At 41.5% G+C, this 17013-nt stretch carries 16 protein-coding genes and 1 riboswitch; of the genes, 3 read left to right on the top strand and 13 right to left on the bottom strand.

Features of this window, described 5'->3' with window-relative positions; all coding sequences use genetic code 11:
* Positions 1 to 25 precede the first annotated feature (25 nt).
* The 4 genes from E4K67_RS01780 to E4K67_RS30450 all read right to left on the bottom strand — a co-directional run bounded on the left by E4K67_RS01780 (position 26) and on the right by E4K67_RS30450 (position 4523).
* Positions 26 to 859 carry a phosphoenolpyruvate hydrolase family protein gene (locus E4K67_RS01780; protein WP_135544687.1) on the bottom strand — a complete coding sequence of 278 codons (834 nt, stop codon included), beginning with the start codon at positions 857 to 859 and terminating at the stop codon, positions 26 to 28.
* 2 nt (positions 860 to 861) lie between these two features.
* Complete coding sequence (locus E4K67_RS01775; protein WP_135544686.1) at positions 862 to 2094, bottom strand: Tm-1-like ATP-binding domain-containing protein; 1233 nt, start codon at positions 2092 to 2094, stop codon at positions 862 to 864.
* 176 nt (positions 2095 to 2270) lie between these two features.
* Positions 2271 to 4283 carry a phosphoenolpyruvate hydrolase family protein gene (locus E4K67_RS01770; protein WP_135545145.1) on the bottom strand — a complete coding sequence of 671 codons (2013 nt, stop codon included), beginning with the start codon at positions 4281 to 4283 and terminating at the stop codon, positions 2271 to 2273.
* 36 nt (positions 4284 to 4319) lie between these two features.
* Positions 4320 to 4523, bottom strand: coding sequence for a DUF3102 domain-containing protein (locus E4K67_RS30450; protein ID WP_243454297.1), 204 nt, complete (start codon positions 4521 to 4523; stop codon positions 4320 to 4322).
* A 303-nt stretch (positions 4524 to 4826) separates the two neighbouring features.
* Here E4K67_RS30450 and E4K67_RS01760 point away from each other — a divergent pair, with 303 nt between their 5' ends.
* On the top strand, positions 4827 to 5051 hold the full coding sequence (locus E4K67_RS01760; RefSeq protein ID WP_135544685.1) for a DUF1659 domain-containing protein: 225 nt from the start codon (positions 4827 to 4829) through the stop codon (positions 5049 to 5051).
* Positions 5052 to 5092: 41 nt separating this feature from the next.
* On the top strand, positions 5093 to 5332 hold the full coding sequence (locus E4K67_RS01755; RefSeq protein WP_135544684.1) for a DUF2922 domain-containing protein: 240 nt from the start codon (positions 5093 to 5095) through the stop codon (positions 5330 to 5332).
* Positions 5333 to 5586: 254 nt separating this feature from the next.
* Here E4K67_RS01755 and galU read toward each other — a convergent pair whose 3' ends face one another.
* Complete coding sequence (galU, locus tag E4K67_RS01750) at positions 5587 to 6486, bottom strand: UTP--glucose-1-phosphate uridylyltransferase GalU (RefSeq protein ID WP_135544683.1); 900 nt, start codon at positions 6484 to 6486, stop codon at positions 5587 to 5589.
* Positions 6487 to 6536: 50 nt separating this feature from the next.
* Positions 6537 to 6625, bottom strand: a riboswitch (cyclic di-GMP riboswitch).
* A gap of 279 nt (positions 6626 to 6904) precedes the next feature.
* Positions 6905 to 7060, bottom strand: coding sequence for a hypothetical protein (locus E4K67_RS30370; RefSeq protein ID WP_206752170.1), 156 nt, complete (start codon positions 7058 to 7060; stop codon positions 6905 to 6907).
* A 132-nt stretch (positions 7061 to 7192) separates the two neighbouring features.
* Between E4K67_RS30370 and E4K67_RS01745 the strand changes: the two genes are divergently transcribed.
* Entirely contained in the window at positions 7193 to 7411 is a 219-nt protein-coding gene (locus E4K67_RS01745) for a helix-turn-helix domain-containing protein (RefSeq protein WP_135544682.1), read from the top strand.
* Positions 7412 to 7546: 135 nt separating this feature from the next.
* On the opposite strand, the gene E4K67_RS01740 is transcribed toward E4K67_RS01745, so the two are convergent.
* From E4K67_RS01740 to E4K67_RS01710, 7 genes are all read right to left on the bottom strand, one after another.
* Positions 7547 to 8593, bottom strand: a complete 1047-nt coding sequence (locus E4K67_RS01740) for an SDR family NAD(P)-dependent oxidoreductase (protein WP_135544681.1) — start codon at positions 8591 to 8593, stop codon at positions 7547 to 7549.
* 50 nt (positions 8594 to 8643) lie between these two features.
* On the bottom strand, positions 8644 to 10086 hold the full coding sequence (locus tag E4K67_RS01735; protein ID WP_135544680.1) for a UDP-glucose dehydrogenase family protein: 1443 nt from the start codon (positions 10084 to 10086) through the stop codon (positions 8644 to 8646).
* A gap of 512 nt (positions 10087 to 10598) precedes the next feature.
* On the bottom strand, positions 10599 to 11123 hold the full coding sequence (locus tag E4K67_RS01730; RefSeq protein ID WP_135544679.1) for an acyltransferase: 525 nt from the start codon (positions 11121 to 11123) through the stop codon (positions 10599 to 10601).
* Between the two features lie 88 nt (positions 11124 to 11211).
* The gene (locus tag E4K67_RS01725) at positions 11212 to 12714 is read right to left on the bottom strand and encodes a lipopolysaccharide biosynthesis protein (RefSeq protein ID WP_135544678.1); all 1503 of its coding nucleotides are present in this window, start codon (positions 12712 to 12714) and stop codon (positions 11212 to 11214) included.
* A 923-nt stretch (positions 12715 to 13637) separates the two neighbouring features.
* Entirely contained in the window at positions 13638 to 14603 is a 966-nt protein-coding gene (locus E4K67_RS01720; RefSeq protein ID WP_135544677.1) for an acyltransferase family protein, read from the bottom strand.
* Between the two features lie 36 nt (positions 14604 to 14639).
* The gene (locus E4K67_RS01715; protein ID WP_206752169.1) at positions 14640 to 15818 is read right to left on the bottom strand and encodes a glycosyltransferase family 4 protein; all 1179 of its coding nucleotides are present in this window, start codon (positions 15816 to 15818) and stop codon (positions 14640 to 14642) included.
* Between the two features lie 10 nt (positions 15819 to 15828).
* Positions 15829 to 16983, bottom strand: coding sequence for a glycosyltransferase WbsX family protein (locus E4K67_RS01710; RefSeq protein ID WP_135544675.1), 1155 nt, complete (start codon positions 16981 to 16983; stop codon positions 15829 to 15831).
* Positions 16984 to 17013: the final 30 nt, after the last annotated feature.

Genomic DNA, 17013 nt, shown 5'->3' with positions numbered 1-17013 from the left:
TTTTACTCTAATAGTTCCACTTCAACTACTGACGCAGTTCAAGCTTCTTAAAATCCAACACTTGATTTTTGATCGCGGTTTCAGTTGGGAGACGCTCGATACTGGAAGCACCAAAGAAACCAACAACCCCTTTTGTTCTTTGCAGTACATAATTAGCATCATCCGGTTCGGAGATCGGTCCGCCATGACAGATGACCATGATATCGGGATTCACCGCTTTACCTGCATCGTGAATGGCTTGAATTTTCTCAACGCAATCATCTAAGGTCAAGGCAGTCTTTGCTCCGATGGCCCCTTTCGTTGTCAGCCCCATATGGGCCACTAAAATATCGGCCCCTGCTCTAGCCATTTTCTCAGCTTCCTCGACATTAAAGACATAAGGGGTTGTCAACAAATCAAGTTCATGGGCTTTGCGAATCATCTCTACCTCAAGGTCATAACCCATGCCAGTTTCTTCTAAATTCGTGCGGAACAAGCCATCGATTAAGCCCACTGAAGGGAAGTTCTGTACTCCCGAAAAGCCCATATCTTTGAGTTCCTTCAGGAAGACATCGATTAAGCGGAAGGGGTCTGTACCGCACACTCCAGCCAGCACAGGCGTGTTCTTGACAACTGGTAAAACCTCACTTGCCATATCCACAACAATCAGATTGGCATCCCCATAAGGCATCAGGCCTGCTAAAGAACCACGGCCAGCCATCCGGTATCGTCCGGAATTATAGATAATAATGAGGTCAACTCCACCCGCTTCCGCGCTTTTAGCCGAAAGCCCCGTTCCTGCACCAGCACCAACAATCGCTTTTCCCTGAGCCACTTGCGCTTTTAACCTAGAAAGTATTTCATTCCTGGAAATTGTCATTTCTAATTCTCCTTTGCTTCGAGCATTTGTATCAACTTTTCTGCCATGGCAACTGCAAATTCTTGATCATTGATATTCTTATTCATTTCCACTAAGCTGACCCGCACTGGATTAAGCTCTTCCCGCAAGGTCTGGAAGAGAGCCTCATCTTCCTCCGGACCATAGAAGGGCTGTCCTTCCTGATCAATCGCCGAAACCCCCTTTAAGGGTAGGAACAAGGCGGTTGGCCCAAGAGTCTGATTCAGTTTATGGGCAATGATTTTCCCAAGTTCCCGGTTTTCCTCCACTGTCGTGCGCATCAAGGTAATCGTGGGGTTATGTTGATAGAGACGACGCCCCTTGAACTTCCCAGGAACAGAATCCAACGAACCAAAGTTAACCATATCTAGAGCACCAACAGACACAACCTGGGGTATCCCAGCCTTTCCAGCTGCTTCAAGGCGCAGCGGTCCTGCCGCGAAAATTCCTCCCACCAGCTCATCGCACCATTCCGTCGTGGTGATGTCCAAAACCCCTTTGATATAACCAGATTCTATCAAGCTTTCCATAGCTCTGCCGCCTGATCCTGTGGCATGGAAGACCAAAACCTCATACCCACGCTCTTCCAGATACTCTCTGGCCTTGGTAACGCAAGCGGTGGTAACTCCAAACATCGTTGCACCCAGCAACGTCTTCTCTGCGGCCTGAGTCTGAGTACTCTGGCTTCCTTTGACCATTCCAGAAATCCCAAACGCTGCGTTCGCCAGAATCGTCCGGGAAAGCCGGTTAAGGCCTGAAATATCAACCACAGAATACATCATGGTAATGTCCTTAACTCCCACATAAGGGCTGGTATCTCCAGAAGCCACGGTTGAGACCATAATCTTGGGCACCCCTACGGGTAAAACCTGCATCGCATAGCACCCAACCGTGGTCCCGGCTGATCCGCCGACACTGATCATGCCACCGACTTGGCCCGCTTGGAAAAGCTGTCGCACTATCTCGGCAGAACCCTTCATCATCACATCGATCGCTTGGCCCCTGTCCCCTTGCTCGATCAATTCCATCAGGGTCGTTCCAGCCGCTTCAGCCACAGAGACGTTGGAAATATCAGGTTCAAAATAAGGCTTCCCGATAATTCCGGCATTGATGACGATGGTTTGTAGTCCGCTGCCTTCCACAATCTCCTTTATGTACTGAAGTTCCACTCCCTTGGTGTCAAGAGTACCGATAATTACAACCTTGCCAGCTGTCATTCTAAATTATCCCTCCTTTGCACCTTTTACTTTACCTAGTGCAAGAACCATGCCAAGGCCGAATAGGCGATATATTCTGAAAAATGGGAACCCACTTTCCCAGCGTTCCCCTCCTTTGAGAAAATCCTTGCTCAATACTAAGGCGATTGAGAAGATATCTTCCCAATCGCCAGAATTTAGAGAATTTTATAGCGCATCATTTTGTTATATAAGGTTCTGCGGGTTATTCCTAAGTACTGAGACGCCTTGGTTCGGTGCCAATCAAATTTTTCTAAGGCATCAATCACTAACTGGCGCTCCATGATCTCTAGATTGACATTGGTAAATTGGGTCATCTGTCCTTCGGTAAAAACCAGCTCCTGCTCCGAATTAACGTTCTGGATCAACACCGGTAAATCAGGGATGCCAATCACTTCCCCGTCGCAAAGCACAGCAGCCCGCTCTAAAGTATGTTCAAGTTCCCTGATGTTTCCCGGCCAATCATATTGCATCAGACAATCCAAGGCCGCAGGGGTCATTCTAGTAATCTTCTTTTGAAACTTCTCCTCGATTCTCTTCAGAAAGTGATGCACGAGCAACGCAATATCCTCTTTATGCTCACGCAGAGGTGGAGTGTTAATCGAAATCACATTGATCCGATAATAGAGATCTTCCCGCAGTCTCCCGTCGCTCACATACTTTTGAATATCGACATTGGTGGCACAAATAATCCGCACATCGACTTTGATAGTCTTATTGCCCCCAACCCTCTGGATCTCCTGCTCCTGAATGGCTCTCAAGAGTTTGGCCTGGGTCTTATGACTCATTTCCCCGATTTCATCAAGCAACAAAGTACCGTGGTTAGCCAGTTCAAAGCGTCCCATCCTTTGTTGATGCGCACCGGTGAACGCCCCTTTTTCATGCCCAAAGAGTTCACTTTCTAAGATGCTCTCCGTTAAAGCAGCACAATTAACCTTAATAAAAGGTCCTTTATAGCGCAGGCTATTGAAATGGATTGCCCGGACCACAAGTTCTTTACCTGTTCCGCTTTCCCCATGAACTAAAACATTGATATCTTTGTCAGCCACCTTATTGATGATGTCATAAATGTCCTGCATCACTCTGCTCTGGCCAACAATCTCATCAAAACCCTTTTTCTTAATCAGTTCCTTCTTGAGAATTTCATTTTCCTTCATCAGGCGTACATAATTCTTAAAGTTATCCGTCGTCTCCTTGATCGCCGTTTCCGTCGGAAACTTTTCGAAACTGGAACCCCCGATATACCCAACCGCACTGGAATTTTGATAGAAGAAGCTAGCATCTTGAGGAGTTTTGATAGGTCCCCCATAAACCATGTTTAACACACCAGGATTGACCCGATTGGCAGCCTCAAAGATTCGATTCGCGTACTTTACCCCCTCTTCCAAGGTCGTCCTGGGCTTAACACTTTGTTTCCCCCCCACAGTCCAACCCAAATGGGCGCAAATAACATCGACATCGACTTCAGCCATCTTTTCTGCCTGCTCCTCATTAAACACAAAGGCAATCGTAAAAAGTCCGCGACTGATCGCCTTCTTCATAAACTCCACTTCTTGGTCAAAGCCAAAATTGTTCTCTTCCAGAGCCTCCCGGAACTGGCCGTCAATCAAGCCAACTGTGGGGAAATTATTAACCCCATGAAAACCCTTCTTGATAATCCGTTCTATGAGGACACTCTGATCCACCATAGGATCAGTGGCACAAAAACCAAAGATGACAGGCTTTTCAATGACCCTGGGCAGAACCTCTTCCACCCCGAATTTCATAACAATGTCATTACTATTGCCAAAGGGCATCATACATCCCGTAGAGGAAATACCAATCGTCCGAAAGCGCCCAGCATTTAAGACAAGCAAAAAGTCCGCCCCTCCTTCAGCCGCTTGTTTCGCTGAAAGCCCAGAACCGACTGCCACCCCGATAATAGGGGTATTATTACGTATGCTTGTCAAAAGAGATTCTTTTATTTGCCCTCGATTAAAAATGGGAACCCCTCCCTTATCGCGCAACCCAATTAATTCACTCAATGAAAAATTCGCCCGCAATAGGGCGAACTCCTTTAAATTGCCGGATTTTTTCCACTCTGCGCTTGCCTTGTCCGCTATAAATTGATCCCGGTCCTCAACCGGAATCCTAAAAAGGATGAGCCCTTGGGTATAGTTCAAATGGTGCATCGATGCACCATTTGAAAATTTTTTTCATTTTATACTTCACACCCTAGATTTGTCCAAGCTGTCAAAAAAATGGCTCATGTTCCCAACATCATTGTCCGCTATAAATTGATCCCGGTCCTCTACCGGGATCCCAAAAAGGATAAGCCCTTGGGTGTAGTTCAAATGTTGCATCGATGCAACATTTGGGCTCTCTTCCTCGTACGCAATTTGCTCAGGCGTCCTGTTGGAAATCATCCTCATACCGTCTGCCCATCCTTTTTTCGGAATGTCTTTTCAGTTACCATTATAGGATATGCCGAGCCCCAGACAAGCGTGAGGGTTATTTACCCATAAAAAAATGCGATTTGGAGAAAGATGCTTCCCAACAGTAAAACCATAGTAGAAGCAAATCCAGACTATATACAACCCTTCTGAATCCATCGGACTCTGGATCAAGGGGGAGGGAGACCCCAGATTTGTCCAAGCTGTCACAAAAATCAAGTCCAGCCAATATACTAAACTTAGGACAACCATTGTCCAATCTTCAAGAAAGGAGGTGAGCATATGGCCGTTATAGCCAGTAATAAAGACAGTGTGCTGGTTGTCACCTTTGAAACTGGTGTGACCCCACAAGGCTCAGCCAAACTAAGTCAACGTAGTTTCCCCAATGTGAAATTGATCGCTACAGACGAAGATATTTATAATATAGCCGTTGCCATTTATGAGCTTCAGGAATACCCACTCAGGGGAGTGCGAAGAGACAATCGCGTCGACTTGGCTAGTGATTAGGGCTAGGCTTGTGAATGAACAATAGAAAGGAGGGATGACCAATGGCCAGCGTAACGAGGAAGGTCTTAAGAATGACCTTTAACAACGCCTTAGGGAACGCAGTGACAATAACTTTAGCAAACCCTAAGACTGATTTGACAGCTGCCCAAGTCGAAGCTGTCATGGATCAAATCATCGCGAAGAATATTTTCCTTACTTCCGGTGGTGACCTCATTTCCAAACGAGACGTCAAAATTGTCAATACGACAACAGACGATCTCTATGATCAACCTATCACCTAAACTACCGTTTTGGGAAGCTCATTAGGCATTAAGGCATCGGGATTATTAAACCGATGCCTTATAATCCTAACCCATACGAGGTGAGCGACAGCGAGCTGTTCGAGATCCCCAGAAGGATGAGCGCCTAGGTGTAGGTCAAATGGTGCATCGATGCACCATTTGGACCCCCATTCGAAAGCACTTCAATTAGATAAGTCATCGGGATTAATACCGGTGCCTTTCAAGGGACAAGATGTATCCCCGAGCATGAACCCTTATGCTAAGTATTTATCTTCAAATTCTATTTTCTGAACCAACGCTCTCAGATAATTCTTAAGATCCTCTGAAAGATCTCCTCGGCGCAAGGCATATTCGATGATTGCTTCTACAAAGCCTAATTTGTCTCCGACGTCATACCTCCGCCCTTCGAATTCATAGGCCAGGATTTCCTGATACCGTCCAAGTTCCTTAATTCCATCCGTGAGCTGAATCTCCCCACCTTTACCCGCTGGCAGGACTCTCAAGATATCAAAAATCTCCGGATTCAGGATATACCGGCCCATTATGGCTAGGCGAGTTTCGGGGGCTTCTTCAGAACGAGGTTTCTCAACCATAGTCTTGGCACGATAAAGCCGATCCGCAAACTTTTCACCATCCACAATCCCGTATTTGGACGTATCCTGGAGTGGAACTTCTTGAACTCCTACTATGCTCGCACCATAACGTTCGTATTGATTTTTCATTTGAAGTATGGCAGGCACTTCAGAATGAATAACATCATCACCTAAAAGAACTGCAAATGGTTCATTACCGATAAATTTACGGGCACTATAGATCGCATGTCCCAAACCTAACGCTTCCTTTTGCCGAACGTAATAAATATCAGCCATCCGCGCGACATGCTGCACCAAATCTAGCAGTTCCTCTTTTTCATTTTTCTCCAAAAATGTCTCAAGCTCCATGGAACGATCAAAGTGATCTTCAATGGACCGCTTATTCCTCCCTGTCACAATAACAATATCTTCAATTCCGGCATTAATGGCCTCTTCCACAATATATTGGATAGTTGGCTTATCTACGATAGGTAACATCTCTTTGGGTTGAGACTTTGTTGCTGGCAAAAAACGGGTTCCCAACCCCGCCGCCGGAATTATCGCTTTACGAATTCTACGCATTACTCGTTCAACTCCTCCCTTAAAAAAAACAATAAAAAAACTGCCAATTACTTGGCAGCCGAACCATCATAGCACCATATAGCGCCTTAGACTTCTAACTTTGCGCCCCAACCTTTCAGCTAGTTTGCCTTTTCACAATCAATTACGATTAACTCACAATCTAATCTTAATATACTATACCGTCGCACTAGTCGTCTACCATTTTTGTACAATATTACTTTAATGTGTTGATTCTCCTAGATTTTTCTTATTTCCTTAATATTTCTGCAATTTATTACAAATCTCTCGTGCCTTCAACGCGAATACCGAGCCCGAGCAACTCCATAAAACTCTATAACCGTATTAATCGTTTTCTATTTGAGTCTCATTAAGTTTTGAGCTATCACCGGACATAATAAAATGAGCACCTATTTTATTATTATTCTTTCTTCTCTGGCTGTTCTAAATCCTTATATGACTGCAAAAGAATCAATTCCCTGTCCTTGCTATGTATGTACATTTCCTCAGTTTGACGCTGAATCTGCTGGATTTCTTCAATGATATCCGTCATTTTGTTAAATAGGATACTATACATTTCTTTATAATCTACCAGTGTTCATCACCCCGATATTTTCAATTCACCATTCGAGATAATTTTAGCGATATTCTCGCTAAAAGTCAATAGCGAATAATTCGCTAAACTATAATTAACTTGAGGTGATTTCAGGTGTATGAAAGAATAAGACATTTAAGGGAAGACAAGGATCTGACGCAGACACAGGTTGCAGCATATCTCAACTGCAGCCAAAGGATATACAGCAATTACGAACGAGGTGAGGTGGATTTACCAACCGGAATTTTAATCCGACTGGCAGAATTACACAGCACAAGTACAGATTATCTCTTGAACAGAACAAACAGGAAAAAGCCATATCCGAAAGTCTGAATCTGAATGGAAGTTTGGAAAAGAAAGGGTCCAGGAACCTTCGCGGAGCGGTGAACGGTAGGGAGCCGTTACCCCGAGTAGTTTTAGCGAGACTGGCTCAACTTGAGCGTATCTTGAACAGAGCATATTATGCATTCACTTCACCCCATAATACTCAACATACCAATCCGCGAATTTCTGTAACCCTTCTTCTATACTCGTGCTAGGTTTAAAATCAAAATCTCTCTCCAACGGTGAACTGTCACTATATGTGGCCTTAACATCACCCGGCTGCATGGGAAGGAACTCTTTCTCCGCAACAATCTCTCTCCCGACTGCATTACTTAGAGCTTTTTCCAGTGCAGCGATATAATCCATCAGTTGCTCAGGTTGATTGTTTCCGATATTGTAGACTGCGTATTGTATCCCGTTTAAGATACTGTCCTTATCCACTCGCTTAGCTGGTGGATTGCACAATATCCGCGCCACAGATTCGACAATATCGTCGATATAGGTGAAATCTCTATAGCAGTCCCCAAAGTTAAACACGTTGATTGTCTCACCCTTAAATATCTTCTGAGTGAAACCGAAATAGGCCATATCCGGTCTTCCCATTGGACCGTATACAGTGAAGAATCTTAAACCTGTACAAGGTATGCCATACAATTGACTATAAGTATGCGCCATCAACTCATTTGATTTTTTAGTGGCAGCATACAGAGAAACAGGATTGTCCACTTGATCATCCGTAGAAAAGGGTACCTTCGTATTGGCACCGTAGACAGAACTGGATGAGGCGTAGACTAAGTGATCGACGGGATTATGACGACAAGCCTCTAAAATATTGTAAAATCCAATGATATTGCTCTGAATATAGGAATCAGGATTTTCAATACTGTAGCGAACTCCAGCCTGAGCTGCCAGATTCATGACAATGTTTGGCTTATACTCCTCAAAGACGTTCGTGACAGTGTCTTTGTCAGAAATGTCCCCTTGGATGAAGGTATAGTGGTCATATCCTTCTAACTGTTTCAGTCGGCTATACTTTAAATTCACATCATAATAGTCGTTCATATTATCAATTCCAACGACTCTGCATCCTTGCTCCAACAGCTTCTTGGACAAGAAAAACCCGATGAATCCAGCACCACCAGTGATCAAATAGGTTTTATTGGGGTCTAATTCTCGATATCCTTCAATCATGTTAGTTGGTCTCCTTTTATTGAGATAGTTAGCCCTTCAATCATCGCAGTCTACCGACTAACCACAAATTTCTTTCTACCAATAGAATAGTATTCCACTCCGCTTTCCTTCATATCTTCCACAGCATAAATATTCCTTCCATCATAAACCAATGGTGTTCGCATCAATCTCTTATAATCTTCCGGTTTAACAGCTTTAATTTCTCCCCATTCTGTAAGGACGAAACAGACGTTAGCACCTTGGATGGCTTCTTCCACGCTCTCTACGTATTTAATACTACCCTTGCCCTGCTCTCCTTTACTCTCTGTACCGGTCTCAGGAAATATCTTCCTAAAGTTATCCATCGCAACCGGATCATAGGCATAAATATCTGCCCCTTGCGCTAACAACAGAGGTACATTCTCTAATGATGGAGCCTCTCTTAAATCGTCTGTTCCAGGCTTGAATGCCAATCCAAGCACAGCCACTTTCAAACCATTAAAAGTAATGAGTCTCTTACATGCCTTCTTATATAGAAGTACTTTCTGGTCTTTATTCACAGCAATAGCAGCCTTAACCGTCCTAAGCTCATAGCCATTTTGCTTAGCCAAGTAATCCAAGGCTTTCGTATCCTTCGGGAAGCAGCTGCCACCATAACCAATACCGGCATTTAAGAACTTATCCCCTATTCTGCCATCGAACCCCATCCCCTTCGCAACATCCTGTATATCCGCGCCCACTAATTCACAAAGGTTAGCGATGTCGTTCATATAGGATATTTTCAAAGCCAGGAAGTCGTTGGCAGCATATTTAATCATCTCAGCAGACCTTCTTGAGACTGAAACGATGGGCAAGCCAAATGGTTCATAAACCTTTATCAAAGTTTCCTTGGCGATGATACTATCCGTGCCGATGATAATTCTTGCTGCCTCTAAAGTATCCCGCACCGCAGTACCTTGAGCTAAGAACTCTGGGTTACTTGCTACCTCAATCTTTATCTTACTATTCTTACCTAGAATTTCATTCTCGCTGTCTGTTGGCAGAAAGTCCTTAATAAACTGCTCCACCTTGTCATTGGTGCCTACAGGGACTGTGGATTTCACCACAACGAGACAGTCTCTTTCTACGGTTTCTGCGATCTGTCTTGCGACTGTTGCTATGTAAGCCAAGTTCGCCGAACCATCAGGCAGTTCCGGGGTTCCAACTCCGATAAAGATTACGTCTGCATTCTTGTAGGCTAATTTGTAGTCAGTAGTGTAAGTTAATCTTTCTTTATTAAGATGCATTAATTCTTCTAAGTCCTGTTCGTATATGGGAGAAATGCCTTGTTGCATCATTGTTACTTTCTTCACATCAATATCGACACAAGTTACATGATGTCCCCTGTGGGCCATGCATACGCCAGAGACTAAGCCAACGTAGCCTGTCCCTGCTACGGCTATATTAAGTGGGTGAGGTATAGTCTTGGGAGTTTGGGTTTGTGGGGATAGTGTTTTAAATAAGATATTATTCATAGTTGTTCTCCTTTTATATCAGAAATTTTGGGTATTTGATTTTATTCTTATACAAAGGTTTTGATATATTCTTGTACCTACAGACTGTCGAAACCTAGTTTTCACAAACTAAACAATAAGTTGATAAGTTATAAGTTATAACTTGGGTTGAGTGGAATGGCACTTTACAGTGACAAACCCTCTCAGAACCGGGCTTGCGCAACTAACGCACACGGCTCCTCATACTACATTTACATCACATAACTAAAGGGTTTGTTTAGGTCGAAGATGCTGAGGCTAATTATTGGCGGTTGGTCTACCTTACCCGATGGGATTCCCACCCACTATATTTTACGACCTGGCACACCCGCACTATCAGGCACGAGGTTCCCGGGGTTCCTCTTAGGTTGTTTTCTGGCACCATGCGGCGGCGGTCTGGACAGAAGCACGATAATCGTTTACCTGCTGGCGTCTGATGATGGACTGCACTTCGAGAGTCATGGATAATTCCTTCTCAAATAGTCTTGAGGTGATTATCTCAATTCCTGATGTTTATTGGTATGTGCAGATTTTTTGACAATTACCTCAATAATATATTCTTGTTTGCACTTAATACTTGTTTCTGACGGAATATCCTTATAAATAACACAGCCTGCGCCTATAACAGAATGCCGACCAATATGAACACCTTTAAGTATTATGACGTTGCTTCCTATCCAGCAATTATCTCCAATCTCGACTTCCGCAGAAGAAAACCCTTGCATAACAATCGGAGTATTTGAATCCTTAAACACATGATTATGATCGTATATCTTGACATTCTCACCGAACATACAATAGTCACCAATTTTAATTCTTGAATGAGAATGAAGTGAACAATCATGATTGAAGAAAACATTATCACCAATTTCAACTTTTCCCTCCGAAGAAGTAATATTCACTCTAAATTTGTCTCTGAAACGAAATATCTTACCGTACACAAAAGAATCCTTATACCTGAGTCTGAAATAAAGCCTTTTGCTCAATTGATAGGTAATCGAAAAAACTTTTTGAATCATCAATCTATCACTCCCATTATCCAATATCGGAATATCTGTTTAAATCTTTATTAATAGTAAACATTTATGTATGTAATACTACTCATCATCAACACTCTGTCCGCTTTTTACTAAACAGATTTCGTATACCCATTAAACTTTTCTTAAAGAAAACCACGTTGAGTACAGTGCAAATAGTTATATTGACAACACCTTTTTTTAAGGCCAAAATTACCCACGCAGAATAGCCAAAAGATTTCAGCATAAATAGATTGCCCACAAAAACCATCAGCATAACACAAACGACATCAACAAGCATATGCTTGATAAAATTGAGTGGACTCCGGCGCATGATATTATTGGAAAGATACCAAACCATATAAAACGTCCTGTAGAGCATAGCACACAAAGTACCTACAGCAACACCGATAAGTCCATACTTTACAACAACCAAAACAGAAATTACAATATTAATTGTCATCTCCATCCAAGCGCTGTTTTGTGTTTGTTTGTAATGACCTGCTGCGAGAACTAAAACATTATACGGCATTCTCAAACAATATGCCATATTAGCTAAACATATTAGATAGCCAAATGCAGGAACCACATAATTTGCATCACTTACGTCATAGGTGTAAATCTGAACAAAAGGTACAATTAGAACCATAGCGCACCCAAAGACGAAAGTAACCATCAAATGAAATAAAGACTCATATGTATCAAAGATTCTATTTAATAGTTCATTTTCTTTTTTTGCAATCAGATTCCCCATTAGTGACTGCATTCCACTTGAGAGAGAAATGGCGAGATTTCTAAGGCCATTTACCACCAAGTAGTATACATTATATATCGACACATTAGCCAGCGTAGAAAACAAAGTAAGTACAATGGTATCCGTACTGTTTAGAACGACCGTAGCAATATGCTGAGCTATACCATTCCATTTTTGTTTAATCGGCTCACCTTCATACTGTACCTTTTTGTCAATTTTGTAGTGTTTTTGAACATAAAGTTCAAGACAGATAGGTCTAAGTAGTAGTGTTAATGATGTCGTAAGTTTTACAAGCTGGATGCTGAATCCATTTATTATTAACAAAGCACCCAATACATTATTCAGTATCAAAACAACTGTATTTAAACTATAGTGGATGTATCCTCTTTGATCAGCAATAACAAGCAGTTGATTCTTTAATCCAAAATAATACTGAGCAAAATAGCTAATACACAATGACAGAATTAACGTGCCTGTGTAAAGGAAACCAAATTGCTTGTTGATACAAAGCGGGTATATTATCAACAAAGCTATTACATATATTGCCATCACTTGCGCTAATCGACGAAAAAACTTCCCCGCTGAAGACATTATTGCACTCACTAACTGAGATTCTTTTCGTGATAACGGACCATACAATGATAACTGTACAACTGCTCCTACACCTAATTCTAATAATGTAATTACCGTTAAAAATTGCGTAATTGAAGAAACCAGGCCATTTACTGTTGACCCAAACATTGTCAATATAAGACGCGGAAGTATAAACGCACATACTACCATTGCAATTTGATTGATTAAAGAACTTACAGTATTTAGCACTAGTTTCTTTTTTCTCATACTCTCACTTCTCTGTTTACTCGGAAGCTGAAGCCATTCTCCTAATATTCTATCGCATTCATCAGGTACGAACGGGACAAAACCACAATGATGGAAGAAAGTCAACTCTCCAAAGTAAATTCTCCCATTTATACTCTAAAAATCTACTCTTATATGAGGCATTCCTGCAGAAAGCACTCTAGCCAGCCTCTTCATCTTCAAAACCTGCAGGTTTTGCTATCCTATTTTTTAATTTGGGTGTCCATTGATTATGTCCAGATGATTGAAATCCATGTCAATAAAATCGAACTTTGTATCATGGCTCACGGCTCCGTTCGGATGTAACCAACATAATTTTGGGGTGCCATTAAAGAAAAAAATTTGTAATCTTTTAAATCTGTCCCAGATTCATCAACCATGTATTGTTCGATTAAGTATGCGCGGTTTCACTCCATTGTATGGCCACACTCTACCATACAAGAAGAAATTTCTCAGCATACATTATTCGATTTTTTGTTGCGCTGCAACTAAATACAGGTTTGACTTATCTTTAAACACTATCAGCCCACCACTGTCATGCGTGCATTTTATTACAAACGTCCGGTAAACTGCTTATATCAATTTCATTAAAGCCCCCCCCCTGCGCATCCTAACAGGTGAATCAAATATCGTTCGCCTATCTTTTCTCGACATATTTTCTTACTTCAAGCTTGTCCACTAACGCCGTATGGCTTGGATCTCGATAATACATTTTTAGCCTGGATTGCCTAAATCAAGTCTTTTTCCGACTCTGGCTCTAAATACCAGCTTAAGGTACATCTTATAAGGCATCCCAGTTAAGTGCATTATGTGCCTGTAACGTTATAACAAACTTGTCGGATTTTTGATATAACCACTTAGCTTGCTCATATCGCTTTCTCCTTTTTACCAACCTTAATGCTTTTCTATTCTTCGAAGCTAATCACAATTTTGTCATATGTATACTGAACACAGTATGAAACAACCATCAATAGTGGCAGAATAATCAAATAAGCCGCCCATACCGGAAAAACTCCAATCAGCTTATATACCAGACCAAACATCTGCCTGTGGAATAAATAAGCGCACATACTTGCGTAACTTATCCGTTCCAAAGTTTTTTTGCAGAAACTGATTTTATTGCACATTTTACCCAATTCAAATGCAAACAAGATAAATGCGCAGACCATCAGAACTTTGACCAAATACAGACTGTTTAGTTTTTCAAATAAACTTATCACTATGAACAAAATAAACAAAAAAATAGCATATATATAATTTATCTTGTCAGTAAATTTAACTTTATTAGCTATCAATAATCCTATGCAATAGAATGGAAAAAATAGCAACAATCTGTTATCTACATCAAATAAGAATAAATCTAATAGCTGAAACACAGCAAAAATAGTTACGCAGTATAGAAACTTTTTTAAACAGCCTTTTGCTGAATTAATAACAGGTGTCAAGGCATAGAATAAAATAAGCATACTGATAAACCAAATTGTTTGCGGAGCCGGTGTTATTATACAGGACAAGCCCAAGAGCGTTAACAAATACTGTTGGACACTTCCTATATATTGAATATCCCAAATAAGATAAATAAACAAAAAGGCTGTACTTGAAATAAAAAACAATGGATAGAACCGAAGAAACCGTTTCTTATAGAAAGCCATAGCATCCTTTATTCCTGAAATCTTTTTCGCTCCCAGAAAATATCCAGAAATCAAAGTAAATGTAGCCAACACACCGTTCGTAACACCTTCAGTTAATGGAACTGAGATATCCCACTTAACGTACTCAGCCATATGCCAAAATCCAATAATCCAAAGTATACATAAGGCACGAGTACTATCAAGAAATTCTACTCTATTTCGTATTTGTGTGTTCTTCATTTTCTTTGATTACCCATCCTTCCCAACCACCAGTTCTTACTGATTGAGTACTACTCTGTCGATTGCAATTTCTGCGATTTGAGCGCATCTCCCCTTAGTATGTAGTTCTACACTATTTTCAAATCCTGCCTGAGCATATCTTTTCATATCGCTTCTATTCTTATATAAACAGAAGATTTTATCTGCTAAGTCTTCCACAGTTCCATCATACAAAAGGCCTGTCTCACAATCTTTAATCTGTTCGGTAGTTCCTCCGCTGTTACGACCGATCATCGCCATCATGCTCAGCATACCCTCAATCGTTGTTCTGCCAAATGCTTCATTTGTCGAAGCTATAACTCCTACGTCCATTTGAGAACGCAACGAAGCCATATCATTTACCAGTCCGTGGAGAATAACTCTATCAGAAAGCTGTTTTTCCTTAGTAAACTGTACAATCTTTTCATAATAATCACTATTACTTTTTCTGCCCGCCAAATGCAATTCAATGTCACAGTTAGCATGTCTTGATAGCAAGGATTCCACAGCCATTACCACATCTAACTGCCCTTTGCTTGGCTTAATATCCCCCGCAATTAAAACGCAGAGTTTTCTGGACATGTTAAAACGGTCTCTGGGCATAATAAAACTTTCCGGATAGCTATTATATGTCACTGCCATTTTGTTTTTGTCAATCAAATCAACATGATCATCCATAACACTGCGTGACACAAATAGCACGGCATCCGCACATTTGTTGATAAAACGCTTTAAATAATCTTCACCCAAGAAAAATTCAATCTGGTGATCCTTAACTCTGAATTCGCGAATATGCCATATCTGTTTACATCCGAGGTTCAAACCTAGCCATCCTCCAAATACAACGCTACTTGTATTTGAGTACACCATATCAATGTTTTGATTTTTCAGTTCTTTTGCAGTCCGTCTGGCTTCATTTTTCATACAAAGATATCTAAAACACAAAAATGGGAATTTAATTGCCCGCTTTAAGTGGGATTGAGTCAAGTCCTGCATCAATTTGCCATACTGAAATGTGTGAACGCAAATATTCTTGTTTTTATAGTAATCTATAGCACTTCCGGCACAGTCAGGAAAAACGACCTCGATATCATACTTCTTCGTTGAAATCAAGTGATTCATTATATCTGTCAGCGATCTTGTTGCGCCGCTTTGTATGTTTGCGCTGTGAAAAACCACTAATATTTTTGGTTTCATATAGTCATCATTACTCCTCACTCAATGCCTCTTTCAGTGCCTCTAAGTAGGCTCTTCCAAACCGAATGTCTGGCTCCATGTAGTTCCCTTCGCCCCACTCATTCCATGCCTGCAAAAATACGATTCGATGCTCAGGCTGTTTATTTTTTACGACACTGATTGCATCCTTTACATGTTGCTTAAACAGCTCCGGTGTACCATCATAATAAATTGTTGCGTGATTACCTTGGCGAGGGGTTTTATCCCATCTGGGAACCATCATAGGATAGATTTGTTCCTGTTTGTCAGCTTCAGTATAAAAGTTCTCTATTATGTCCTTATACTTATAGCGGTCGGTCATACGAAGCTTCAGCCCATGGTACAAAGCACGCTTCAGCCACATTCTATTGTACCCTCTAGCAAGTATTTCAGCCCGTCTCATATTATTTGACCATACTGCGTCAAAACCCATTTGGAGACAATGGTCATAATATTCAGCATACTTGCCTTTCAGTCGTTCTTTCGCATCTGAGTCGCTCAATTGAGAAACGCTCTCAACACGAGCAACAAAATGAATTCCTGGTATTCCATTTTTCTTGGCCAAACGATTCCAAACATCCATAAAACTGATTAGCTCTGATGCAGGGATTGCATTGTGGTCAAATATTGCAAATAATGGTTTCCCCTCGACTCTGATATATCTATCATCTAGAAATGCCGGTAGCACTGCATTAAAATGCGCAGTATAGTCCTCAACGCCTAAATACTGCTGCGTCAAAAACTCAGTATCTGTAGCCGTTTTTTTTGCATCATTCCACGTTTTAGTTGACCATGAATGATTGGCCCATGCAAGGCAAAATGGGAAATCTGGTTTATGCGATTCTACCACCTTCTGAAAAGGCATCTCCAATATGCGCTTACCATCTCCGAACCAATAATGCCAATAACAGAAGCCCTCAATGCCATATTGTTTGGCAAGCTCTGCCTGTGCCACTCTAGTTTCTTCCATCCTCAAATCATAAAAACCTAATTCAGACGGGATTTGCGGCTGATAATGCCCCTTAAATTGAGGACGTGCTTTTGCGACATTTGTCCATTCAGTAAATCCTTTACCCCAAATCTCATCATTCTCTTTCACCGGATGAAATTGAGGCAGGTATAGTGCTATAACTCTTGCTGAGCTCATACAAAATCCTCCAAATTCTTCAATAAGCAA

The sequence above is a fragment of the Desulfosporosinus fructosivorans genome (assembly GCF_004766045.1).
Classification (GTDB): Bacteria; Bacillota; Desulfitobacteriia; order Desulfitobacteriales; family Desulfitobacteriaceae; genus Desulfosporosinus; species Desulfosporosinus fructosivorans.
The sequence above is the reverse complement of the archived record's forward strand: the minus strand, read 5'-3'. Positions and strand labels throughout refer to the sequence as shown.